The following is a 21,257-nucleotide window of genomic DNA, read 5'->3' as shown; positions in this document are numbered from 1 at the left end:
ACATCTTGAATTCAAGACAAGTTGCGAACTTAGGAGGAGAAAGAAATGGCAAATATAAAATGGGCAGTTGATCCGGCACACAGCAGTGTGGATTTTTCTATCAAGCATATGATGATTGCAAACGTGAAAGGCAGCTTTAATAGCTTTGATGCTGAAATTACAGCAGATCCTGCAGATTTGACAACAGCTGATATAACATTCAATGTTGCACTTTCAAGTGTGGATACACGAAACGAAGACCGTGATAATCACCTTCGTTCTGCAGACTTCTTTGATGTTGAAAATCACCCGAAAATGACATTCACTTCAACAAACATTATCAGCAAGGGTGACGATGAATATGAAGTATCAGGCGATCTTACGATTCATGGAGTAACAAAATTGGAAACCTTTGCTGTCACATATGAAGGATCAGGCAAAGATCCATGGGGCAACGAAAAAGTCGGCTTTACAGCTGCTGGGGCCATTAAACGAAGCGATTACGGCTTAACCTGGAATTCTGCACTTGAAACTGGGGGTGTCCTTGTAGGAGATAAAGTTAAAATCGATCTTCAAATACAGGCAGCAAAAGCAGAGTAAGTCATATAAAAAGGGCAATATACCATTGAAACGGTATATTGCCCTTTTTGCAGTTTATTGATCTGCCAGCAGCGTGGCAATTCGATCTTCTATAACCTTTCCTTCATCGCCATCGGTTAAGTTGTTCAGGATAATGGAAAAAATGAGCTCTTCCCCGCTTGCTGTCTTAACATAACCTGATAACGAACTGACTGTGGAGATGGAACCTGTTTTTGCTTTGACGTTCCCGGCTGCATTGGAGTTTTTCATGCGATTTCTCAGAGTTCCCCCTACCATCCGGTCTGTCTCTCCGGCAATCGGCAATGACTTTAAATAAGAGGAGAACCATTCTTTGTCCTGGGCTTCAAAAAGCAGCTTGGAGATTTCATTTGCCGGAATTAAGTTTACATGTGAAATCCCTGATCCGTCACGAAGCACGAGAGTTTCATTATTGATGCCAAAGGCTTTCACCTGTTCTTCCAACACTTCTAATCCTTTTTCCCAGCTGCCTTCCCCTTTGACTGCCTTGCCCATTTCCTTGATTAACGTTTCAGCATGGCCATTATTGCTTAATTTCATAAATGGAATGAGAAGCTCTTTAATGGGCATGGATTTATGCTCAAGCAACAGCTTTGCTCCTTCATGGGCAGTGCCTGCTTTTGTCTGCCCTTTTAATTTAATGCCTTGTTCAGCGAGAGAATGCTTTAATAGATCCAATGCATAGCCAGTCGGCTCCCATACTGCAATCCATTCCCTTGAACGGCTTCCTTCAACTGGAATATTTCCTTCGATTGTAACGGTGTTGGTTCCATGCTCCCTTTCTATATGAATATCTTTCTTTTCTCCTTTAGAGACGGTTTTCGCCTTATTGACGATTTTTATGTAGTCTGTTTCCGGCACCATTTTTACAACCGGCTCCTGTCCGGCTTTTTCTCCGGGATAAACCTCCACAATAACTGTGCCTGCGTCATAATCCTCATTTGGAGAGGCAGTAAGTGCTGAGACCTGCCCGCCATAATACCAGGATTCGTCGCTCCATGACAAATCGGTTGAGTAGCGTTCATCATCATACCAGGTATCATCACCGATCAGGCTCCCATGAATAACTTTGATGCCTGCTTCCTTCACCTTAACAGCAAATGAATCAAAATCTTTCTTTAAAAGAGTTGGGTCGCCTTTCCCTTTTAAGATCAAATCACCCTGCAGTGCTTTTCCTTTTATTGAACCTGTGTGAAGAAGTTCTGTTGTAAACTGATAATTCTCTCCCAGTGTTTCTAAAGCCGCAGCTGCTGTTAGAAGCTTCATATTAGAAGCCGGTCTTAGACGAACATCCCCAATATGGTCATATACAAGCTCACCGGTTTCTGCATTGCGGATGCTGACTCCTGCAAGTCCCCCCTTTAGAATTGGATCATTATTAAGCATTTGATTCAGCTGCTGGACAAGATCGCTTCCTTCTTCTGTTGCCTGAACCTGAGGAGATTCGGGCTGGGTTAGAGGGACAAGTGCCAGCATAAATACCAGCAATAAACTGATATGTATTTTTACACTCTTTTTCATCTGTGTTAAACCACCTTCCATTTTGTTTCATTACCTTTTCTTCTAAGAAAGGTGAGTTCCCTTTATTTCCATAATGAGGAAAAAGAATCATTTTTTTGATTATTTACCTATTTTATTCTCCTTAGGATAAGTTATGTGGGATAGCTGATATTTCCTATTTTTTTCTATATTAAATATTATTCAAGTAAGAATATTTATTCTTAAAAATCTAGCAGAAAAAATGGTATGATAATATTACGTGAATTTTATAAGGGGTGGAACAAATGAGTGTACATAAAGCAATATCTGAACATGTGGGAAAGCAGAATAAGATCATCACGAGGTTTGCTGCCTTGGATGAACAGCGAGAGTATTATATCGAACAAGCTTTGGATCTTTGCAGAAGAGGTCTTCCTTTTACGGCGGATAAGATAAATGAAGTAACTGCTGAGATTAATGAATTATCCAAACAGGGCATAATACCTGCAAGAAAGTATGTAACAGCTGATATGATTGAGGAATACGCATTAAAAACTAAATAGGTGCTTTTTCTCATATTGAAACGTGTATTCCATGAATGCACGTTTTTAACTTTGATTTGATGGTTCATGGACAAACGTCTTTAAATCAAGCGATCCATTTAGCTGAAAGTATATTCCTTCATTTTCTAGCAGATCTCTCTGCCTGTTATGCAACTCTTCGTCTTTGAATCCAATTTCCCCTTTCCCGTTCACAACCCGATGCCATGGAAGTTGATGCTTTTCACTTTGGGTATGAAGAATCCGGACCACCTGTCTTGCTCCTCGCGGACTCCCGGCCAGCCTTGCAATTTGTCCGTAGGTCATGACTTTTCCTGTTGGGATGTTTTGAATGATGTTAATTACTTTTTCTGTAAATGGCTGCATGTGAAAGCTCCTCTTATTGTTTCTATTCTGCTCTGTTGGGGTTTATTGAAGAGTTCATCTGCTGCATCAGAACGGCAGGCTTTGAAAAAGCGTTATAGTAATAATTAATGCTGATAAAGACCCTGCTGACAGTAATGTAATCATTTTCCGCCAATTTATCTCTTTTGAGGGTTTTACAGCTTCTCTAGATACGGTGATCCATATAGCCATAGATACCATAACTAAGATATACATTATTTCTTTAGACACTTTTGACACCTCGCTATTAATATTTAATGAAGTAATTGTGGGATTTAGTTAACCTAATCGTAACATAAATCACCAAATTTTGTCAGGGTGCTAATTTGAATAGAGTTTTCAAATAGAAAACAAACCCGCCTTTGTTCAGACGGGTTTGTTCACTATCCTAGCATTTTCTTTGCATGCTCAGGAAAATCAATAAATGGGTTTCTGTTCCCCTGGAGAGCTTGAATGGCAGCATTTCGATGCTTTTCATATATAGTCACCGGATTTTCTTCATGCCATTTCAGCAAAGTTTGCATATCCATCTTCTCGTCCAATAAAAGTTCTTTTTTATATCTGACAGCAAAATAGAATACAGCTCTTGAGGCAATCCCCTTTCCATATTCCGGCTCAAACTTCTCCTGTTCTGCCATTCCGCATCCGCTTCTGACTCCCGCCGCCCCTATTTCCGGGACATAGGCTTCAAAGTCAAAGTAGGGAAAATTGCTTCTCATACTATTGCATGCCGGCTCACAGGCAAAAAGATGATGGAGATCCCCTTTCATTGGCTGTCTTTCTTCAAACCATGATTGCGGGACGACATGCTCGGTGTTAAATAGTTCTCTTCCATTGCTGTGTAAGCCTCTTTCACGAATCGTCTGCAGAAGCTTGAGATCCTGGTCTATGGCTTTGAGAGGGTCCATCCCCTTACCTGAATACAAACTTTTAAGCTTCAGGTTCTCCTGCAGGTCCACCCAGGGATATACGTATTGGTGAGGTGAGTAATCCAAGTGCCGGTCATGGGTGCGAACCAGCAGATCGTGAACCTTTAACGGAAGATCCTCTTTCTCAAAATCTAGGGTGCCATAGTAATTCTCTTGATTAATAATATCCTCTTCAGCATTATAATAGGGTTCATTCTGTACACTTTCAATATACCTTGACTGAGCCTCTGCCCATTCCGCAGTTATACTATTCACTTTGCTCATATGGCATTAAGAGCAGTTGAATTGAACTCCTGCTCAAAAATTCCGGCTAAATGCTCTGGAACGGTTAAATAAACGAGTCCGTTTCCTTCAAGTTTTGGAGAGTTGCCAAGCGGAACCGTCCTTCTGATCAATTGGGCATAAAGCTCGGGTTCTGTAAGCTTTCTTTCAAACTGCTTGTTTGCAAATTCCTTGATTAAGGCCAAAGCCCCAGAAACATGCGGAGCGGCCATTGACGTACCGCTGAGGGTTGCGTACTTGCCGTCCAGAAAGGTGGATAGTATCCCTTCTCCCGGCGCCACTAAATCTATTTCATTATGAGAGTTTGTAAATTCGGAAGAATCCCTTTTGAGGTTCACAGCGCCTACACTAATCACTTCGTTATAGCAGCCTGGATAAGCAAACTCGTCGGTAGAGTCGTCCCCATCCCCTTCATTTCCTGCTGCACATACTACTAGGATATTCTTATCTACAGCAGCTTTAATCGCATCATGGAGTTCAGGAACATCAGCTGGGCCGCCTAGGGACATGGAGATGATATCTGCATTTTGCTCGATAGCATAATGGATGCCATTGATAATCCATTCGTATTGTCCAGAACCATCTTTATTTAAGACTTTTACAATAAGAAGATCAGCTTCAGGAGCCACCCCAATAACACCGGCATCATTTTCATGTGCAGCAATAGTCCCTGCCACATGTGTTCCGTGGCCGTTATAGTCCTTGAAACTATTCGGATCGCTGTTATCATCGTCAGTAAAGTTACGGCCGCCTACTACACGGTCTTTCAGATCAGGATGGCTAATGTCGCACCCCGTGTCCAGTACAGCTACTTTGATTCCTTTTCCTTTTGATTCGCTCCAAACCTTCGGCGCTTGAATCAACTCCACGCCACTTGGAACTTCATTAACATCCTCTTCCTGCTGAATCACCTTATAAGGAATGACACGAACAGATTGCTCCATTTCTTTCCCTCCTTAAGAGATTAATTAAAGCCGGTTCCTGATGCTAATTACATTTTAACAATTCTGACTACTTAATAACAGTATCAATGGTAGTGATATTTAATAGAATTTGTAATAATAAAAAGGTAGAATTTGTGAAATATGGACTATAAATGGCAGTCGGTTTTATATCAAATCGCTATCTCAGAGTTTTTAACAGCTTCGGGATCTCAGCATAGATTTGAATGATTTCATCGATTTTCATTCTCACAAGTCCTGAAGAGGAAGGTGCAACAAAGTCAATAGTGCCGGGAACTACAGATTCCTCCTGAATTCCCCATGGCAGCTTTTTTTTGCGGCTGTATTCCTGATATACGCCTTTTCCAACAAAGCAAACGACTTTTGGCTTAAGTTCAGAAATTTTATTTATCAGCTCTGCTCTTCCTTCTTTATATTCTTCCCTGGTTATTTCATCAGCTGCTTTAGTAGGCCTTGCTACGATATTTGTCATTCCATAGCCCAGATCCAATAATTTATAATCTTCTGCTGCATTGTATTTACGGGGAGTTATGCCTGATTCATGAAGAATTTTCCAAAAGCGGTTATTTGGGTTTGCAAAATGGTGACCCGTCTCTCCAGATCGAATACTTGGATTGAAGCCGACAAAAAGTAAATCAAGGTTTTCTTTTAAGTAATCTTTAATAGGCCCCATAGAACCATCCTTTCGATTTTGGAAGCTACTGATTATTTTACCTAAAACGGGATGCTAAACAAAACAAAAAAGAGCCCTCTAAGGCTCTTCAGCTTGTGGAGAAAGGTATGATTTTTCCACAAGCTTTTTTTATTTTCTCAATTACTGACTTAAAAATAGGCTTTTTTTATGGAAAAACAATAGATCGCCACAATTATCCTAGCTTGGCTAGGTGAGTGGCGATCTTTTTCATATTCTGGCACGCTGCGGTGAGTAATACTTGCTCACTCGCATTGTGCAATCCCCGTAACCGGCAATAGCGAAGCCCATGCAGTTCTTTTGAATCTGCGAAGCTTCGCTCAACTTTCTCTTTTCTATATTTATAAAGAATTTTTCCGGAGAGGGAGAGTCTGTTTAGGCGCACTTTCTCTTTAAATTCTTCCCACACATGGCGTGTTAGGACCTTTTGTTTGTTCTTTGACCTTGTGCACTCCTTCAGGAGTGGGCATTCTGAACACTTTTTAGAATCAGACTTGTACTCTCTGTACCCTTCTCTTGTTGTTGTGCGATAAACTAGCTTCTGGCCATTTGGACAAACATAGATATCTTGTTCTTTATGATAGGTAAACTTCCATTTTGGAAATAATCCTTTGGTCGGCTGATATCTCCGATGGGCAATTACACCAAAAATGCTTCTGTCGTGAAGCCCTTTACAAATGGGATTCGTTAAATAACCTGAGTCGAGTGCCACTGCCTCTACTTTAAATCCAAAACGATCGATCTGACGATCCAATCTAGAAAGATAAGGGATAGAGTCATGGACATTTCCAGGAGTAACATAGGCATCCGTTATGATATTGAACTTCATATCCGTTGTTCGGTGGTCTAAGTAACAGAACATTTCCTGCTTATTTTCCCTGGACATGAATCCGCAATCTGGATCGGTTGTACTTTTTCGGATTTCCTTGGTCTCTGTCACCTCCTCTCTTTCTTTTAGCGCTTTTTTCCGTGGTTTGACCTGTCTTCCTCAATAGCTTTATTAAGTTCATCTATATATTCCCGAGTTTCAATTTCTACTTCTTCACGAGTGAATTTGTGCTTGTTTGCATTCGCTTTAAGGTGAGTGGAGTCAGTAAATAAAACTCTTCCACCGACCATTTTATGACTAATGGCTTGATGGACAATTTCATCAAAGATCTCTTGAAAAATATTTGTATCTTTAAAACGAGTTCGCCGGTTCCAACTGATGGTTGAATGGTCCGGAACAGGATCATTGAGCTTCAAGCCAAGGAACCATCGGTACGCCACATTCATCTGTACTTCCCGTTCTAATTGTCGTTCTGAACGGATGCCATAAAAGTAACCAATGAACATCATCTTAAAAAGCATAATGGGGTCCGAAGGACGCCCGTTATTCTCTGAATAGAAGGGACGGACTTTCTCCCCGATAAAAGAAAAATCTATGTACTTATCAACTTTTCTTAAAAGATGATCTTCAGGGACTAAATCTTCAATAAAAACAAATTCCGCTTCATTTTGTGATTCTCTTTTCGGTTTGAACATGCCATCCACCATCCTAAGTAAAATTAATTATATTATATCAAATTAACGCGGTGAATTAATAAAGTTAATGATAAAAATAAAAGCTGTCGAGAGTTTCTCGACAGCCTGAAGAGCCCTCTAAGGCTCTTTTTTCTAAACTAATTATCCTTCAAGAATTTCAACTTTCTCCATAACATCGCCATTTCTCATTGCTTTAACGGCTTCCATCCCGGAAGTAACTTTTCCAAAGACAGTATGAACACCGTTTAGGTGAGGCTGTGGCTCATGAACGATAAAGAATTGGCTTCCGCCTGTATCGCGGCCTGCATGAGCCATAGATAGAGATCCTTCTACATGCTTATGAGGGTTTCCTTCTGTTTCACATTTGATTGTGTAACCAGGCCCGCCAGTTCCTGTTCCGTTTGGGCAGCCTCCCTGACTTACAAACCCAGGTATTACACGATGGAAGTTCAAGCCATTATAAAATCCTTCTTTAGCAAGCTTTTTGAAATTTTCAACTGTACCTGGTGCTGCTTCAGGGTATAGTTCAAATTCAACCTTTTCACCGTTTTTCATTAATATGTATCCTTTTTCTGCCATACTAATCATCTCCTTATGTAAAAATCAAATTAATAATACCATTAATCTCTTCAGGAATAAAATCAAAAGGCGTTTTTTTGCTGATTGAACATGATAAACAAAGGGTAAAGTTATGATAGCTATACAGGATAAAATGCAGATACGACTTATTGGAGGTTTGCAGTATGAAAAAATGGGCATTTGTTTCAGATTTTGATGGAACCATTTCAAAAAGAGACTTTTATTTGATTATGATGGATAAATATTTTCCGGAGGGGCACAGCCTGATGCCCAAATGGAAATCTGGTGAGATAAAGGATATAGACTTCTTGAATAAAGTCTTCACTTCAATCAATCAGGATGAAGAACAAATAATCAGCGATATTTATTCCATTGAAATAGATGAACATGTACCTGATTTTATTGATAGGATTCAGCAGAATGGCGGAGATTTTTTCATTTTAAGTGCCGGCACAGACTATTATATCCATCACATCTTAAAAAAGTATGGAGTCAAAGATGTTAAGGTTTTTTCAAATGAAGGTTATTACCATGAGAAAAATGTCCACATGAATATTGATAAGAATCATCAGCATTATCATGAACAATATGGCATTGATAAATCGAAGGTTATTAAGGACTTAAAAAACGAATATGAAACTGTGTTTTTTATAGGGGACAGTGAACCGGATTCCCACCCGGCAGAGCATGCTGATATCACCTTTGCCAAAAATGGGCTGCAGGATCTGCTTAGGGAAAAGGGCATATCGTTTGTTCCAGTAAATGAATTTACTGAAGTAGAGGAGTATTTATCTGAAAAAGGCATTTTGTCATAATCCTAGAGAAAATCCCGGGAAAGAAGCTGGCTTATCCGGGATTTTATTATGTATATTAACCAAATAACTCCAAAAATAAGATTAAGATAAATATAATAGTTGCGTAGAAAGATAGATGCAGAAATACAGTTGTTAATCTGAATTTGATTTCTTCTATATTAATTGACTGTTGTCTTCGAGTCCTTGCCCTCACTGCAGCAACACCATCCTCGCACATAAAATTTGATCATCTGATCATCGGCATGAATTATTATTCTTCATGAAACATGCGCTTCCCTTCAAAAAATAAGGTTCTTTTCTAAAAGATTGTTGTTTTGTTTATGAATTGTACCCTTTGATTGCAGCGAAAGGCACTAGCTTTCCGCGGGGAGGAATGTGAGCCACCTCGGTTTCGCCTATGGGGTATCATACTTCCCTCTCCTCCCGCCGGACATTGAATAACTTCCTCAAATATACGCCGCACGAAGGAAATGCGACAGCATTCTCGAGGATCCAGTGCCCACAGCGAAGATCATCTCAGCAAATAAAACTAGGTTATGAAAACGCAACAAACTTTACGAAAACAGCCAAAAATAAAAACTGAATTTCCTGGGGAAGCGCATAACATGACAGATATTTATGTTATTCCTCTTTTTTCTCAAGATAATGATCAATCTTATTATCGAGGATTTTCAAGCTTATCATGGCACGCTCAAAATCAAGTTCACGATAGTGATGGGCACCGCCGGGTTCTTCGTCTTTCTCATCTGCCAGTTTGACAAGGGATTGCAGCGGGGTTCTGACAACCTCGCCGCCAGGCAGAAATGAATCCGTATGAAAAAGGATAGCCAAAGCAATTTCCTTTGCTTTGATCGGGTTCTCTCCAATTCTTATCAGCAGTTTATGTGCACGCTCAGCACCTTTAATGGCATGAATGTCATTCTGCTTGTAAAGTTCGTAATCCCACTTGCCATTTTTGTACCACGTATAATGGCCGATGTCATGCATAAATCCTGCTTTGGCTGCTGAATCAACATCTTCTCCCAATTCTTTGGCAATTTGAAATGCGTGATAGGCAACGGCAATAGCATGAGCGATGCCGGAGCGAGTTATATATTTTTGTGCGATCCGATGCTGATAAATATCGGTCAGTTTAACATCCCTCATGTAATCTCCCTCCATTAACTATTAGAATTTTTTATTGAGGATTTTTTGCTTATTCATTACTTCATATGATTTTTCAATAATATCTGTTAATACGTCGCCTTTATAAATCCTGCCGAGTTTCGTGTTTTCCTGATAATAATCAACAATTTCATCTAGCTTATTTGACGTTTCTTTTGATATGCGGACATTAAGCTGAATACGGGTTTCTCCACTCATTGTAATCCTCCTGGCAATTAATATCTAAGAGCTAGCAACATGATAGCGAATGCTGTCGATTTGTTAGTAGGTGCTATAAATATTTAGATTACACTGTTTTGCTGAATTATTCCAGTATAAAGATTAATGGAATATGAAAAAGAGAACAGCTATGTTAGCCATTCTCTCATTAACGCTATTTGCTGAATTGATCCCATTTGTCCTTCAGGAATCTGCCGAAATCTTCAAGTTCCTGTTTTCCTTCTCTTAATTTTTCCTTCCATATTGGGAGATCCTCTCTCAGTTTGCCTTCGAATTTTTCAGCTTGTTCTTTAATCGTTTGTCCAATTTCTTCTGTTAATTCTTTTTTCTCGAGCTTTTCATTAACCGATTTAGTAGCAAATTCCCCTTCCTGCATGTATGGCAGGCTTGCCTCCATTATCGATCGGAATACAGGGACTACTGTTTGAGAACTGCTTGTTGACAGATAATGGTCCCTGTCAGTCTTATCATACCCCAGCCATACGGCGCCCACTAAATTCGGGGTATAGCCTACAAACCATTGATCTTTTGTTCCGTTAATATCTTTATATGGGAGCTGGGTCGAACCTGTCTTGCCGGCAATTTGAAGTCCTTCTATCTTCGTTGCGCTCCCTGTGCCGGTTTCAACTACATTTAAAAGCATGGAAGTCATTTGGTTAGATACCGTTTTTGTCGTTGCTTTAACTGATTTTTTATCTCGCTCAGCAATAATGCTTCCGGTCGGACCTACGACTTTCGTAATTAAATGGGCATCGTTGCGTTTACCGCCATTAGGAAAAGCTGCATATGCTTCGGCGAGCTTTAACGGTGAAATACCCTTTCGCATCCCGCCCAAGGCAATTCCGAGATATTCATCTTCTTTTTCGAGTGGAATGCCGAACCTCTCAAGTGCATCCAGCCCTTTATCCAGTCCAATTTCATTAAGCAGCCATACGGCCGGTACATTGATGGAGTCTTCCACAGCTTTATACATAGATACTTCACCTGCATATTGTCCTGAAGCGTTGGCCGGTGAGTAATCTCCGTATGTTCCGGGTTCATCCTTCAGCATTGAGGTTGGTGAGTATCCTTCTTCAAGGGCAGGTGTGTAAACGGCTAAAGGCTTTAGTGTAGATCCAGGCTGAGCCTTGATGTGTGTGGCCCTGTTGAATCCTCTGAAAACATGCTCACCTCTTCCGCCGACCAGCCCCCTGACTCCTCCTGTCGCCGGATCAAGAAGCACAGCACCGCTCTGGACAATTTGACCATTCATTCCAGCTGGAAAAATGGAGTCTTTTTGATATACATTTTCCAGGCTTGATTGCAGGTTTTGATCCATTTCTGTGTAAATTTTATACCCTCTGGTAAATATCTCCTCCTGGGTTAATCCATAGGTATTAATTGCTTCATCCAGGACGGCATCAACATAGTAAGGGTATTTCCTTTCCTTCTTGCTTCGGGTACCTTCCTGTAATTGAATCTTTTCATTTACAGCTATCTCATATTCTTCTGATGAAATCATTTTGTGCTCTTTCATCTTCCCAAGGACAACATTCCTTCTTTTGATTGCCCGTTCGTAATGATTGTATGGATCGAGAGCAGAAGGAGATTGAAGCAATCCTGCAAGCAATGCACTTTCGCTGATGCTTAATTGCTTTGGTGTTTTGCTGAAATACTTATTGGATGCCTGCTCGATTCCCCATGAGCCGCTTCCGAAGTATACCTGATTTAAATACATTTGAAGGATTTCATCTTTTTTGTAATTTTTTTCGATTTCTACTGCCAGGAACAGTTCTTCAGCTTTTCGCTTGTATGTTTGTTCAGGTGAAAGCAGGGCGTTCTTAGCGAGCTGCTGAGTAATGGTACTTCCTCCGCCGGTTATGCTCCCTGCAAATAAGTTGCCAAAAAATGCTCTGGCAATGCCTTTTATATCAAATCCGTTATGCTTGTAAAAGCGTTCATCTTCAATTGCAATAACAGCATTGGCAACATGTTCAGGCAATTCCTCAATATTAGCCCCCTCTGCCCTGTTTTCCGCAAGTCTTGCAGCAGCATCGCCGTCTTTATCATAGATTACCGTTGACTGCCTTAATCCATCTTTCAGAGTTTCAACGTTAGCTGTAGCTGCGAGAAAAGCAAAAAATAGAATGGTTAGCAGTAATATAGTCAGTGATAAAAGCAGCAGAATTTGGGTTAAATGCTTTTTGCGCCAAAATCCTGCAAAAGCTTCTTTGAAACGCTGTAATTTTTCCATGGTGACTCCTTCGCTATTTCTTTCAGTTTCTTTATTATTTCCTCTTATTATATATTAAACGAATAAACAGTATAAAAAGTTTCAAGTTCGGCTTAAGGGGCTGCTCACAAAAAATGCTTGTTTTCTTTTTGGAATAATGCTATATTGATTAAGCGATGAGCTAATTGCATAAGACGACAGACAAGCCTTTCTTGGCAATGCACTATGTGGAGTGCAGTCGTGTCGCCGCAATACGTAGAAAAAGACGCCCTTATGGGGCGTCTTTTTTATTTGATTAAAGATGTAAGATATGAGCCCATAGCTGCTGACCGGAGCCTGGCTGCTACGTATGGCGGGCATGCGTTTTTATGGGCCTCTGCCGGCATACCCAGCCATAAGACGTTTCTGTCAATTAAGAGGAATGGGAACGGGAGGCATTTTTCCGATATCTCATCAGGGGTAACGAAAGGAACAGAATGCTCTGCAAGCAGGGTCAGCTTTGTTTTTGGTGACCTTCTGGAAATTGCCTGCCCCCACGCTTCCCCTAATCCCTGGCCATCAGGAAGGGACATGATAATCTCCTTTTTCGCTTTAGAAATATCCTCAAGCACTTTCTCCCATTTTTTTGCATGCATCCACTGCAGATGAGGATGCTGATTTTTAATCCATCTGCCAATATGCTCAGGATGCAAAGCCTGTCCATTTTCCAGCTGATGATCTGCCAGCTTCCGCCATGTTTTGTTTTTGAAAACCTTCTTTTGTATAAATTGCAAATCGCATATATGGATGAATTTTCCCTTGGTTCTTGTTATGGCAACATTCAAAAGCCTTTCGCTATCTTTCCCAGTCAAGAGCATTCCAGCTCTGTCATGGGGAGCGGCATCTGCAGAATCAAAAATCATAACATCCCGTTCACTTCCCTGAAAACGGTGAACTGTCGCAGCAATGATATCAGCAGAAGCTCTTTCTTCATCATATATCTCGCTGAGAAGCTGTTCCATTAATAAGGCCTGTGCACGATAAGGAGTAACATACCCTATTGACCGGCTTCCCCCAATATAAGCCTCCTGTATCAGCTGAAACCCTAGCAGCAGATTCCATAGATTGATTCTTGAATTTGAGCTGCCATCTTTTATGCCATATTCTCCTGATCCATTTGTATTGATCAGGATAGAGGCGTTTCCGGGAAAAGGTGTGCAGGCTGCAATAGGAGCTCTAGCGGCCAATACATCGGGGTGGTCACCTACAAGTGCATGATAAATATGTTTATTGGAAAAAGCGGATATGTCCGGGTGCATTCGGCGCTGTTCTTTTAAAAGAAAAAGGTGCGGATGCAAGTGTCCATCCTTGACTGCATCAGACACGCCTGAGTGGTGAAAGATATCCTCCCTCAGCCATTTTTCCGAAAGCTTATGTTTTGAGGCAGCAATTGGAGGAAGCTGTTTAAAATCCCCGCAAATAATTACCCTTCTTCCAAGCGAAGCTGCAAAGGCAGCCTGTGGAACATAAGCCATACTGGCTTCATCGATGATGACCAAATCAAAGTTTTTCTCGTAAATTGCCGGGTCACTTGCAGCTTTTGCGAGTGTTGTTCCGATAATCGAAGCGTTTTTTACAAACTCGATTTCCTTTTGCCTGATTTTTTCAAGCACTCCGGACAGCTTCTTTTCTATTTCAATTAGCTGGCCGGAATCTCTTTGGCTGAACGACCTTGATAAATCCTGTTTAATCAGGCGTCGGTCCTCAATTAGAGCTGCTTTTTGCTCTGAGAGATTAGAGTGCTGCTTAGTTAATAGAAATTCAGCATTTAATGATTGATGATCAATTAATGCCGGGCCGATTTGTGACCCGTAGCGAAGCAAATCACCATCAGCGATCGTTCTTTTGTGGGATGCAAAGGTTGAAATCTCTGCCATAAGGACATCGATTGCTTGATTGGAGTGTGCAAGAATGAGAACATTTTGTCCTTTAAAATATTTATTGGCAGCTACTCGTGCCAGTGTGTAGGTTTTTCCCGTGCCTGGCGGTCCCCAGACATATGTGGCCGGATTATATTTAGAGCGCAATATCAGTTCATGGGTACTGCTTTTTACTTTATCAGCAGGATGTTTGGGGGGCATTGAAGGATCCATTAATTTTTTTATTCTCGCCCTTTTTCTTTTGCTGCCTTTTATGTCCTCTAAGCGCTGAAAAAGCTGATCCAATAGCTCCCATGGGTCATGAAGCAAATAGGCCTCAGATAAATCGCTGCCAATATCCTCTTTTAGGGCCAAAATCACATTATTTCCTTCCGCAGAAAGGATTCTTCCCTCTATCCTCTTACTTCCCCAGTCTATTTTTATGGCTGAGCCAGTTGGTATTTTTATTGCTGAAGGTGTATCGAAAAAATACATATAGGCATCTGATTTTGAAAGCAGACGCCCATTAAGAATTAGCCAGCGGGAGCTCCCGTATTTTTTTAAGTGTAAAATCTCAGCCTGGATGGCTTTTTGCCAAGCCCTTATAAGTCCAAGTGTTGATGTCATTTTTATCGTCCTTTGTCCACTAAAATATTCAATTAGACTAATATATCATTTACTTGCCAATATGCAAAAGAAAAAATGAATGTTTAATTATATCTAAGGTTAATTCTCCCGAAGTATGAGATAATGAAAATAACACCTAATCGAATGAACGAAAGAGGGATCAGCGTGAAGCGCAGAAATAAATTTGATCATAATGATGTAGTGATTCTGGTTGATACAGGAGAAAAAGTGACAATCAACAAAACATGTTATGTGGCGAAAATGAAGAAATACACATATACAATTAAAGAAAATCCGAAAATGTTTTATTTCGAAGAAGAAATGAAAGAAATACTTTAGAAATAGGCTATAGAATTGTAAAATTTCTCTCCATAAATGCCCAGTTTTGCGGAAAACGCAAGCTCAATTGCCAGTATGTCATCCCTAATAGATTATACTGGTCAATTAATTTATATTTTTCAGTTATGCTGCGGATATCCTCGAACCAGACAACATGTTCTTCTGCTCCATTCCAGTACCTGAACCATGGGGATGCTGCATACCCATCGTATTGAATAATTGCACCTCTGCTTAAAGCCAAATTTTGAATGCCCTGCATGGAAAACGAGCGGGTTTGATTATCCGCTGTTCTCCAGTCATAGCCATATAACGGCAAAGCAATTTGCAGTTTTTTCGTATCAATTTGTGTGGCCGAATATTTTATAACCTCCTCGACCCACCATAATGGAGCGATTGGATTGGGAGGACCTGTAGGATAACCGTAATCCATGGTCATGACCGCAACAATATCTGCACCTTCTCCAATGGCTTTATAATCATATGCCCCTATTATCCGGTTTCCCGGAATATCCTCCGTCTTGGCATGAACATTGACATGAAGAATTTTTTGTCCTAAGGCATTTTTTAGTTCCTTTATGAATAAATTGAAATCCTGGCGCCTTTGCGGAGGGATAAATTCAAAATCGAGACTGATGCCTCCGTACCCTTTTTGGCTGACAAAATTCATCAGGCTTAAGATCAAGTTCCTTCTATAAGCTGGCCTTTCGAGTACTCCACCGATTAATTCAGCGTTAAAGTCTCCTTCGGCAAGATTTCGGATCATCAGCAAAGGGATGACATTCAAACGCCTGCTTTCTGCCAATATGGCTGTATCGTCCAGCTCGATGTAGGCATACCCTTCTTTTGTCAGCGAATAAGAGGAAATGGCAATGTAGGTTAAATGCTTTGCTGTTTCCCTGAAAGCGGGTAAAAAGGTTTCAGGGGAATAAGGGACAATGAAACCCAGCGTTCTCATAGCTAACTTGCGTAATGATGGGATGTTTAATTTCTGACCGATATACAGTCTTTCTGGCCTAATTCCCGGGTTTGCTGACAGAATTGCATTAATTGAGCTCTGGAAACGCTGGGAAATGGTCCAAAGTGTGTCACCCTGCTTTACCAGATACGATCGGATAACAGGTTCATTCTCCGGTATATATAGAGCTAAACCAGGAATGATGGCAGGTGCACTTTCAAGGCCGTTTGCCTCTATTATGTTTAGGATAGGAATATTAAACCTTTGAGATATGCTCCAAAGACTATCGCCTGCCTGAACGATGTGAATCCCCATAATGCACCTCACTTCACTTGCTTTTAAGTTAGTTTATGGGAGAGGCAGGCCTAAATAGTACTAAGTGACCAATAAGCATTCTCAAAGTGTTTATATACCCTGGTGAACCGGGGTGTTTTGGTAATGAGGGATTGCTGTTTACGTGCTTTGGCAAGTGCCCACTCGCAAAAAAGTGGCTTCAAGGATTCTTGACAGCCACTTTTACATATTTTTAAATTACAGATAATCTGCTTCATGCCCGCCGAGTGAATCCATGTGGCTGGCAATCATTGCAATGATTGTGCTCGCCTCTTCTTTGCTGAAGATAAAGTGATCTTCATCCTTTATCATATCCTCATCATCAGTCCAAATGCGATTAACTCTGCGCAGGACGCCATCACCTGTTTCCTGGACCACTCCAAACTGATAGGATACCTCTACTTCGTCTTCCTTGAAAAAGGCAGTAACTTCAGGAGTTTCCCACTCTACGTCTACTTCCTCGAAGATATCTCCTTCATCTCCGAAATCATATTCATCGGCGATAACGATATCATCGTCTTCCTCGACATAAATTTCTTCATTCTCCTCAAACCCAAATTCTTCATCTTCTGTGCCATTCATGTAGTCATGAAGACTTTCGTGAACGGTATCGATGATATCTTCAATGTCAAAAAGCATTGTTTTAGAGGTATGGCCAAGTTCAAAGTCAAAGTCTTCTACATAAAATTCCTCATTATGCGGATCAAAGAAAAGTGTGCAAAAATACTCTCTGTCATTGTCCTCGGTTTCAATAAAAAATTCCATTCTGGGATGCTTGGCACCCCGGTCAACCGACATATGGCCAATCTGATCATATTTACTGCAAATTGATTCAAGATGATCCTGCAGTTCACCGCTTACCCTGTCAAACCATTCTAGTGACATACTGCATACCTTCCTCTCAAGGTTTTTCTCAAACCTATTTTTCCCGATTGCCGTTTTTTCAAGTGTGGCATTAATATCCAATAGAATTTGCTGAGAGACTTCACTAAAAAAGCACCCGATATGTCGGGTGCTTGAAATAAAATAAATTGTTCGTTTCGCAAAGGCTGTTTTTTTTCGCCTCTAAATGCAGCCTGTTGATTTCCACTTCATGCTGAAACTGCTAATTTCCTTTTTGCTGAATAAATGCGCATTCGCTCGGATGGGCGAAAAACATCATCAACGCTGCGCATGCGCGGGTCTCACCTTTACCGCTACATACAGTTAACCAAGTAAAAAACCTGCGAAATCCCTATAAATTAAACTTGCAGCCCGTAATTGCGGCAAAGAGCTGCCAAACCACCTGAGAATCCGCTGCCAATGGCATTGAACTTCCAGTCGTTTCCATGGCGGTATAGCTCACAGAAAACAACCGCTGTTTCAATTGAAAAATCTTCTCCAAGATCAAAGCGAAGCAGCTCCTGATCATTGGATTCATCCACTAATCGAACAAATGCATTGGAAACCTGGCCGAAATTTTGCTGCCTTAGTTCTGCATCATGGATTGTAACCGTTATGCCAATGCGATGGACGTGTGATGGTATTTTAGTAAAATCAACAACAAGCTGCTCATCATCACCGTCCCCTTCACCTGTACGGTTGTCACCTGTGTGAATTACTGCCCCGCTTGGATGCTGCAGATTATTGTAGAAAATAAAATCATGATCATTTGTACATTTACTGTTTTCATCAGCCAGAAATGCTGATGCGTCAAGGTCAAAATCATGGCCTCCGCTATATTTGTTTGTGTCCCAGCCCAGGCCGATTATAGCTTTTGTCAGGCCGGGATTCGTTTTAGTCAGATCAATTCTTTGCCCTTTTGATAATTGAATACCCAAGATATTCACTCCTTCATAACCCAAATCTGTTTTTGATGACAGATCATCTGCATAAATAAGCTCATCTAATGAGAAAGCCAGGAAAAGCTGATGCTCTGCCTGGCAAAAAAAGGTCTTAACCTACCTGCAAACCGAAGTCGGTTGCGATGCGGGCAAGTCCGCCCTGGTAGCCTGAACCGACAGCAGAGAATTTCCATTCTCCATTATGACGGTATAATTCACCTACAACAATGGCAGTTTCGATAGAGAAATCTTCGCCCAGATCATAGCGGATTAACTCTTCATTAGTTTCTTCGTTAATGATTCGCGCAAATGCGTTGGAAACCTGTCCAAAGTTTTGGCCGCGGCCTTCGCCATCATGGATAGTAATAACGAAAGAAATCTTCTCAATGGAAGCAGGAACAGCGCTAAGATTAACTTTGACCTGCTCGTCATCGCCGTCTCCCTCACCTGTTCTGTTGTCTCCAGTATGTACGACTGAGCCATTGCCGCCTTCAAGCTGGTTGTAGAAAATAAAATCCTTATCTGATGCGCATTTGCCATTCGCATCTAATAAGAAAACACTGGCATCAAGGTCAAAGTCCAAGCCGCCATCATATTTATTCGTATCCCAGCCAAGTCCAACGATTACCTTAGACAACCCGGGATTCGTTTTCGTTAAATCGATTTTTTGCCCTTTCGATAATGAAATACCCAATGTTCATCCATCCTTTCAAATTCAAAATTTTATAAGCAGCCCCACTCAACGCTGCGGCTGAAAACTATGTACACCTTAAGTGTAAACGTTTCAAATGAAATCGTAAACCGATTTGCTGCCTGAGCTGGGAAAAAGTTCTTTTTATCACATAGGTCGATGGATAATTCTGTGCCTTCCTTTTTTACCCCTTATTCTTTATAATGTCTTGTTGGGAAGTCAGGTATAGAAAGGGTGATGGCGTATGGCCGAGCTAAGGCAGCTGATTTTCTTTGATTTTGAAATGCTATGCAGCAAAAATGGCATGATGTTTGAAGATATGGAGGCCATTCGTCTTGGTGCTGTAAAAGTGGATGTTGCATCAGGCAGGGTCAGTGAATTTGACAGATTCATTCGCCCGCAGCAGACCTCGCCTTTAAGTTCTTTCTGTAAAGAATTAACCGGTATATCTGACTCTGACCTGGAATTTGCGGATACCTTTCCTGAGGTGTTTAAAGATTTTCTTTTTTGGGTCGGCGGAGTGATAAAAGCTAAATTCTACTCGTGGTCATCCAGTGATATCTTAAGATTGAAAGCTGATGCTTTAAGGCATAATCTTCCCCAGACAACGATTGAAAAAATTACTAATAGATACGTTGATTTTCAAGCTGTTTTTACAAAAAGAGCTTCCCGTACTTCAGCTTCTGTTGAAAAAGCTTTGTCATTCTATGGACTCTCTTTTATTGGTGAGCCCCACCATCCTATGTATGATGCTTATAATACGCTGAGGATTTATCAGTCATTCAAAGAGAAATTGGTAAAAACAGATTTAATTATGGTGGAGCAATTTATCTTACAAGAGGGAGAACTCCCTCCTGATGACAAACTCAACCAGGAAATTAAGCATGTACTTCATGAAGATCTGGCTGGATTCTACTCCAGTATAAATGATACTTTGCGCATGAAAGATGCCTGGAAATTAATAAAAAGAACTAAGAAGCTTGTTGAAAAATATGAGAATATCCTGATAAATCGTTCTGGCATTTTTGAGGGTGAACTGATAGCCGCTGTTGAAGAATTAATCAACTTTTATAAGGAACTTCAGACCGCCTACAGGGAACATTGTTCTTACACATCAAAAATAATGATACTGCATGAGCAAATGGTTAACCCGCTGGAGAAAATATGCGTTTAACTTGGAGGTGACATAACAGTTGCCTCTTTTTTGTGTTTTGCCAACGTTTTGCTTGGTATTCTCAACAATTTCAGAGATAATGACAATACTAAACACGGGGAGATGATACGTTTGGATAGAGTGCAGATGGCAGAGGACCTGTCGTTTTCAAGAATTGTCCATGGACTTTGGAGACTGGCTGACTGGAAATTTTTAGATGAAGAGTTAATTACATTAATAGAGCATTGTCTGGAGCTCGGCATAACGACATTCGATCATGCTGATATTTATGGAAGCTATACCTGTGAAAGCCTGTTTGGAAGGGCTCTGGCGAAAAAACCGGAACTCCGTGAAAAAATAGAAATTGTTACGAAATGCGGGATTGTGCTGGAGTCACCAAACCGGCCAGAGCATAAATCCCATCATTACAATACCGGGAAAGAACATATTATTGCTTCTGTCGAGAGATCATTGCAAAATTTGAAAACAGATTACATAGATACCCTGCTCATCCATCGTCCTGACCCTTTTATGGATCCGGAAGAAGTGGCTGATGCATTTTCATCCCTAAAGACAGCCGGCAAGGTAAGGCATTTTGGTGTTTCGAATTTTAAAAGCCATCAATTTACAATGCTTCAGTCATATCTTGACATGGATCTGATTACTAATCAAATTGAGCTGTCTGCCTATCAGCTGGAGAATTTCGAGGATGGCACATTAAATTTGTGCCAAGAGAAAAGAATTGCTCCGATGGCCTGGTCTCCTTTGGCTGGCGGAGAAGTCTTCAGCGGTACCGGAGAAAAACCAGTGCGTCTAAGAAACGCATTGCTTAAAGTCGCTGAAGACATCGGGGCAATTGATATTGACCAAGTGTTATTTGCATGGCTCTTAAATCACCCTGCCCGAATCATGCCGATTGTTGGTTCCAGCAGGATCGAAAGAATTGAACGTGCTGTGGGTGCATTATCTTATAACCTTAACCGGGATCAGTGGTTCGAAATTTATCAAAGTTCACTGGGGCATGATGTCCCTTAATAAAGA

Annotated in this window: 21 protein-coding genes; 6 read left to right on the top strand and 15 right to left on the bottom strand. The window is 40.8% G+C overall.

Translation table 11 applies throughout. From position 1 onward, the window contains the following. The first annotated feature begins 45 nt into the window (after positions 1 to 45). A complete protein-coding gene (locus NSQ49_RS01320) occupies positions 46 to 579 on the top strand; it encodes a YceI family protein (protein WP_159867509.1) in 534 nt (177 codons plus the stop codon). A 54-nt stretch (positions 580 to 633) separates the two neighbouring features. Here NSQ49_RS01320 and dacB read toward each other — a convergent pair whose 3' ends face one another. Then, entirely contained in the window at positions 634 to 2,118 is a 1,485-nt protein-coding gene (dacB, locus tag NSQ49_RS01315) for a D-alanyl-D-alanine carboxypeptidase/D-alanyl-D-alanine endopeptidase (protein WP_159867512.1), read from the bottom strand. 263 nt (positions 2,119 to 2,381) lie between these two features. Here dacB and NSQ49_RS01310 point away from each other — a divergent pair, with 263 nt between their 5' ends. Then, the gene (locus tag NSQ49_RS01310; protein ID WP_159867515.1) at positions 2,382 to 2,639 is read left to right on the top strand and encodes a YpbS family protein; all 258 of its coding nucleotides are present in this window, start codon (positions 2,382 to 2,384) and stop codon (positions 2,637 to 2,639) included. Between the two features lie 45 nt (positions 2,640 to 2,684). On the opposite strand, the gene NSQ49_RS01305 is transcribed toward NSQ49_RS01310, so the two are convergent. The 6 genes from NSQ49_RS01305 to NSQ49_RS01280 form a co-directional block, all read right to left on the bottom strand. Then, positions 2,685 to 3,002 carry an MGMT family protein gene (locus NSQ49_RS01305; protein WP_251283818.1) on the bottom strand — a complete coding sequence of 106 codons (318 nt, stop codon included), beginning with the start codon at positions 3,000 to 3,002 and terminating at the stop codon, positions 2,685 to 2,687. Between the two features lie 401 nt (positions 3,003 to 3,403). Further along, on the bottom strand, positions 3,404 to 4,213 hold the full coding sequence (locus NSQ49_RS01300; RefSeq protein WP_159867521.1) for an endonuclease I family protein: 810 nt from the start codon (positions 4,211 to 4,213) through the stop codon (positions 3,404 to 3,406). After that, positions 4,210 to 5,175, bottom strand: coding sequence for a S8 family peptidase (locus tag NSQ49_RS01295; protein ID WP_159867524.1), 966 nt, complete (start codon positions 5,173 to 5,175; stop codon positions 4,210 to 4,212). Before NSQ49_RS01295 ends, NSQ49_RS01300 begins: the two co-directional genes overlap by 4 nt. A gap of 178 nt (positions 5,176 to 5,353) precedes the next feature. Next, positions 5,354 to 5,866, bottom strand: coding sequence for a mismatch-specific DNA-glycosylase (locus NSQ49_RS01290; RefSeq protein WP_159867527.1), 513 nt, complete (start codon positions 5,864 to 5,866; stop codon positions 5,354 to 5,356). Positions 5,867 to 6,059: 193 nt separating this feature from the next. Beyond that, a protein-coding gene (locus tag NSQ49_RS01285) for an IS1182 family transposase (RefSeq protein ID WP_159871978.1) occupies positions 6,060 to 7,408 on the bottom strand; the annotation gives its coding sequence in 2 pieces (ribosomal slippage) (positions 6,060 to 6,844 and positions 6,844 to 7,408; 1,350 coding nt in all). A gap of 141 nt (positions 7,409 to 7,549) precedes the next feature. Beyond that, entirely contained in the window at positions 7,550 to 7,987 is a 438-nt protein-coding gene (locus NSQ49_RS01280) for a peptidylprolyl isomerase (RefSeq protein ID WP_159871350.1), read from the bottom strand. 164 nt (positions 7,988 to 8,151) lie between these two features. On the opposite strand from NSQ49_RS01280, the gene NSQ49_RS01275 reads away from it, so the two are divergent. Next, complete coding sequence (locus tag NSQ49_RS01275; protein WP_159871347.1) at positions 8,152 to 8,802, top strand: MtnX-like HAD-IB family phosphatase; 651 nt, start codon at positions 8,152 to 8,154, stop codon at positions 8,800 to 8,802. 621 nt (positions 8,803 to 9,423) lie between these two features. Here the strand turns inward: NSQ49_RS01275 and NSQ49_RS01270 are convergent. The 4 genes from NSQ49_RS01270 to NSQ49_RS01255 all read right to left on the bottom strand — a co-directional run bounded on the left by NSQ49_RS01270 (position 9,424) and on the right by NSQ49_RS01255 (position 14,922). After that, positions 9,424 to 9,948: an HD domain-containing protein gene (locus NSQ49_RS01270; protein ID WP_251284903.1), complete on the bottom strand. Its 525-nt coding sequence runs from the start codon at positions 9,946 to 9,948 to the stop codon at positions 9,424 to 9,426. A 21-nt stretch (positions 9,949 to 9,969) separates the two neighbouring features. Next, the gene (locus NSQ49_RS01265) at positions 9,970 to 10,164 is read right to left on the bottom strand and encodes a hypothetical protein (RefSeq protein WP_159871341.1); all 195 of its coding nucleotides are present in this window, start codon (positions 10,162 to 10,164) and stop codon (positions 9,970 to 9,972) included. Between the two features lie 175 nt (positions 10,165 to 10,339). Continuing rightward, positions 10,340 to 12,418, bottom strand: coding sequence for a transglycosylase domain-containing protein (locus tag NSQ49_RS01260; protein WP_251284904.1), 2,079 nt, complete (start codon positions 12,416 to 12,418; stop codon positions 10,340 to 10,342). Positions 12,419 to 12,684: 266 nt separating this feature from the next. Then, complete coding sequence (locus tag NSQ49_RS01255) at positions 12,685 to 14,922, bottom strand: DEAD/DEAH box helicase (protein ID WP_251284905.1); 2,238 nt, start codon at positions 14,920 to 14,922, stop codon at positions 12,685 to 12,687. 165 nt (positions 14,923 to 15,087) lie between these two features. On the opposite strand from NSQ49_RS01255, the gene NSQ49_RS01250 reads away from it, so the two are divergent. Then, entirely contained in the window at positions 15,088 to 15,261 is a 174-nt protein-coding gene (locus NSQ49_RS01250; protein ID WP_201306626.1) for a hypothetical protein, read from the top strand. 7 nt (positions 15,262 to 15,268) lie between these two features. On the opposite strand, the gene NSQ49_RS01245 is transcribed toward NSQ49_RS01250, so the two are convergent. From NSQ49_RS01245 to NSQ49_RS01230, 4 genes are all read right to left on the bottom strand, one after another. Continuing rightward, positions 15,269 to 16,531: a glycosyl hydrolase family 18 protein gene (locus NSQ49_RS01245; protein ID WP_251284906.1), complete on the bottom strand. Its 1,263-nt coding sequence runs from the start codon at positions 16,529 to 16,531 to the stop codon at positions 15,269 to 15,271. Between the two features lie 216 nt (positions 16,532 to 16,747). Continuing rightward, positions 16,748 to 17,434, bottom strand: a complete 687-nt coding sequence (locus tag NSQ49_RS01240) for a hypothetical protein (protein ID WP_159871332.1) — start codon at positions 17,432 to 17,434, stop codon at positions 16,748 to 16,750. Positions 17,435 to 17,790: 356 nt separating this feature from the next. Then, positions 17,791 to 18,369, bottom strand: a complete 579-nt coding sequence (locus NSQ49_RS01235) for a TerD family protein (protein ID WP_159871330.1) — start codon at positions 18,367 to 18,369, stop codon at positions 17,791 to 17,793. Positions 18,370 to 18,484: 115 nt separating this feature from the next. After that, positions 18,485 to 19,066 (bottom strand): TerD family protein, encoded by a 582-nt coding sequence (locus NSQ49_RS01230; RefSeq protein WP_159871328.1) that lies wholly within the window; start codon positions 19,064 to 19,066, stop codon positions 18,485 to 18,487. 241 nt (positions 19,067 to 19,307) lie between these two features. Here NSQ49_RS01230 and NSQ49_RS01225 point away from each other — a divergent pair, with 241 nt between their 5' ends. Both NSQ49_RS01225 and NSQ49_RS01220 read left to right on the top strand, forming a co-directional pair. Continuing rightward, complete coding sequence (locus NSQ49_RS01225; protein WP_251284907.1) at positions 19,308 to 20,237, top strand: 3'-5' exonuclease; 930 nt, start codon at positions 19,308 to 19,310, stop codon at positions 20,235 to 20,237. Between the two features lie 111 nt (positions 20,238 to 20,348). Beyond that, positions 20,349 to 21,251: an aldo/keto reductase gene (locus NSQ49_RS01220; protein ID WP_251284908.1), complete on the top strand. Its 903-nt coding sequence runs from the start codon at positions 20,349 to 20,351 to the stop codon at positions 21,249 to 21,251. Positions 21,252 to 21,257 lie beyond the last annotated feature (6 nt).

Source organism: Cytobacillus sp. FSL R5-0377 (assembly GCF_038004385.1).
Lineage (GTDB): Bacteria > Bacillota > Bacilli > Bacillales > Cytobacillaceae > Cytobacillus.
Note: the sequence above shows the minus strand (reverse complement) of the source record. Positions and strands in the feature narration are given on the sequence as shown.

What these genes read in the sequence shown, in the direction of transcription:
- NSQ49_RS01255 (WP_251284905.1), bottom strand. Translation starts at nt 14,922, where the DNA reads ATGACATCAACACTTGGACTTATAAGGGCTTGGCAAAAAGCCATCCAG.
- NSQ49_RS01280 (WP_159871350.1), bottom strand. Translation starts at nt 7,987, where the DNA reads ATGGCAGAAAAAGGATACATATTAATGAAAAACGGTGAAAAGGTTGAA.
- NSQ49_RS01300 (WP_159867521.1), bottom strand. Translation starts at nt 4,213, where the DNA reads ATGAGCAAAGTGAATAGTATAACTGCGGAATGGGCAGAGGCTCAGTCA.
- NSQ49_RS01265 (WP_159871341.1), bottom strand. Translation starts at nt 10,164, where the DNA reads ATGAGTGGAGAAACCCGTATTCAGCTTAATGTCCGCATATCAAAAGAA.
- NSQ49_RS01290 (WP_159867527.1), bottom strand. Translation starts at nt 5,866, where the DNA reads ATGGGGCCTATTAAAGATTACTTAAAAGAAAACCTTGATTTACTTTTT.
- NSQ49_RS01270 (WP_251284903.1), bottom strand. Translation starts at nt 9,948, where the DNA reads ATGAGGGATGTTAAACTGACCGATATTTATCAGCATCGGATCGCACAA.
- NSQ49_RS01240 (WP_159871332.1), bottom strand. Translation starts at nt 17,434, where the DNA reads ATGTCACTAGAATGGTTTGACAGGGTAAGCGGTGAACTGCAGGATCAT.
- NSQ49_RS01225 (WP_251284907.1), top strand. Translation starts at nt 19,308, where the DNA reads ATGGCCGAGCTAAGGCAGCTGATTTTCTTTGATTTTGAAATGCTATGC.
- NSQ49_RS01275 (WP_159871347.1), top strand. Translation starts at nt 8,152, where the DNA reads ATGAAAAAATGGGCATTTGTTTCAGATTTTGATGGAACCATTTCAAAA.
- dacB (WP_159867512.1), bottom strand. Translation starts at nt 2,118, where the DNA reads ATGAAAAAGAGTGTAAAAATACATATCAGTTTATTGCTGGTATTTATG.
- NSQ49_RS01310 (WP_159867515.1), top strand. Translation starts at nt 2,382, where the DNA reads ATGAGTGTACATAAAGCAATATCTGAACATGTGGGAAAGCAGAATAAG.
- NSQ49_RS01295 (WP_159867524.1), bottom strand. Translation starts at nt 5,175, where the DNA reads ATGGAGCAATCTGTTCGTGTCATTCCTTATAAGGTGATTCAGCAGGAA.
- NSQ49_RS01305 (WP_251283818.1), bottom strand. Translation starts at nt 3,002, where the DNA reads ATGCAGCCATTTACAGAAAAAGTAATTAACATCATTCAAAACATCCCA.
- NSQ49_RS01320 (WP_159867509.1), top strand. Translation starts at nt 46, where the DNA reads ATGGCAAATATAAAATGGGCAGTTGATCCGGCACACAGCAGTGTGGAT.
- NSQ49_RS01245 (WP_251284906.1), bottom strand. Translation starts at nt 16,531, where the DNA reads ATGGGGATTCACATCGTTCAGGCAGGCGATAGTCTTTGGAGCATATCT.
- NSQ49_RS01260 (WP_251284904.1), bottom strand. Translation starts at nt 12,418, where the DNA reads ATGGAAAAATTACAGCGTTTCAAAGAAGCTTTTGCAGGATTTTGGCGC.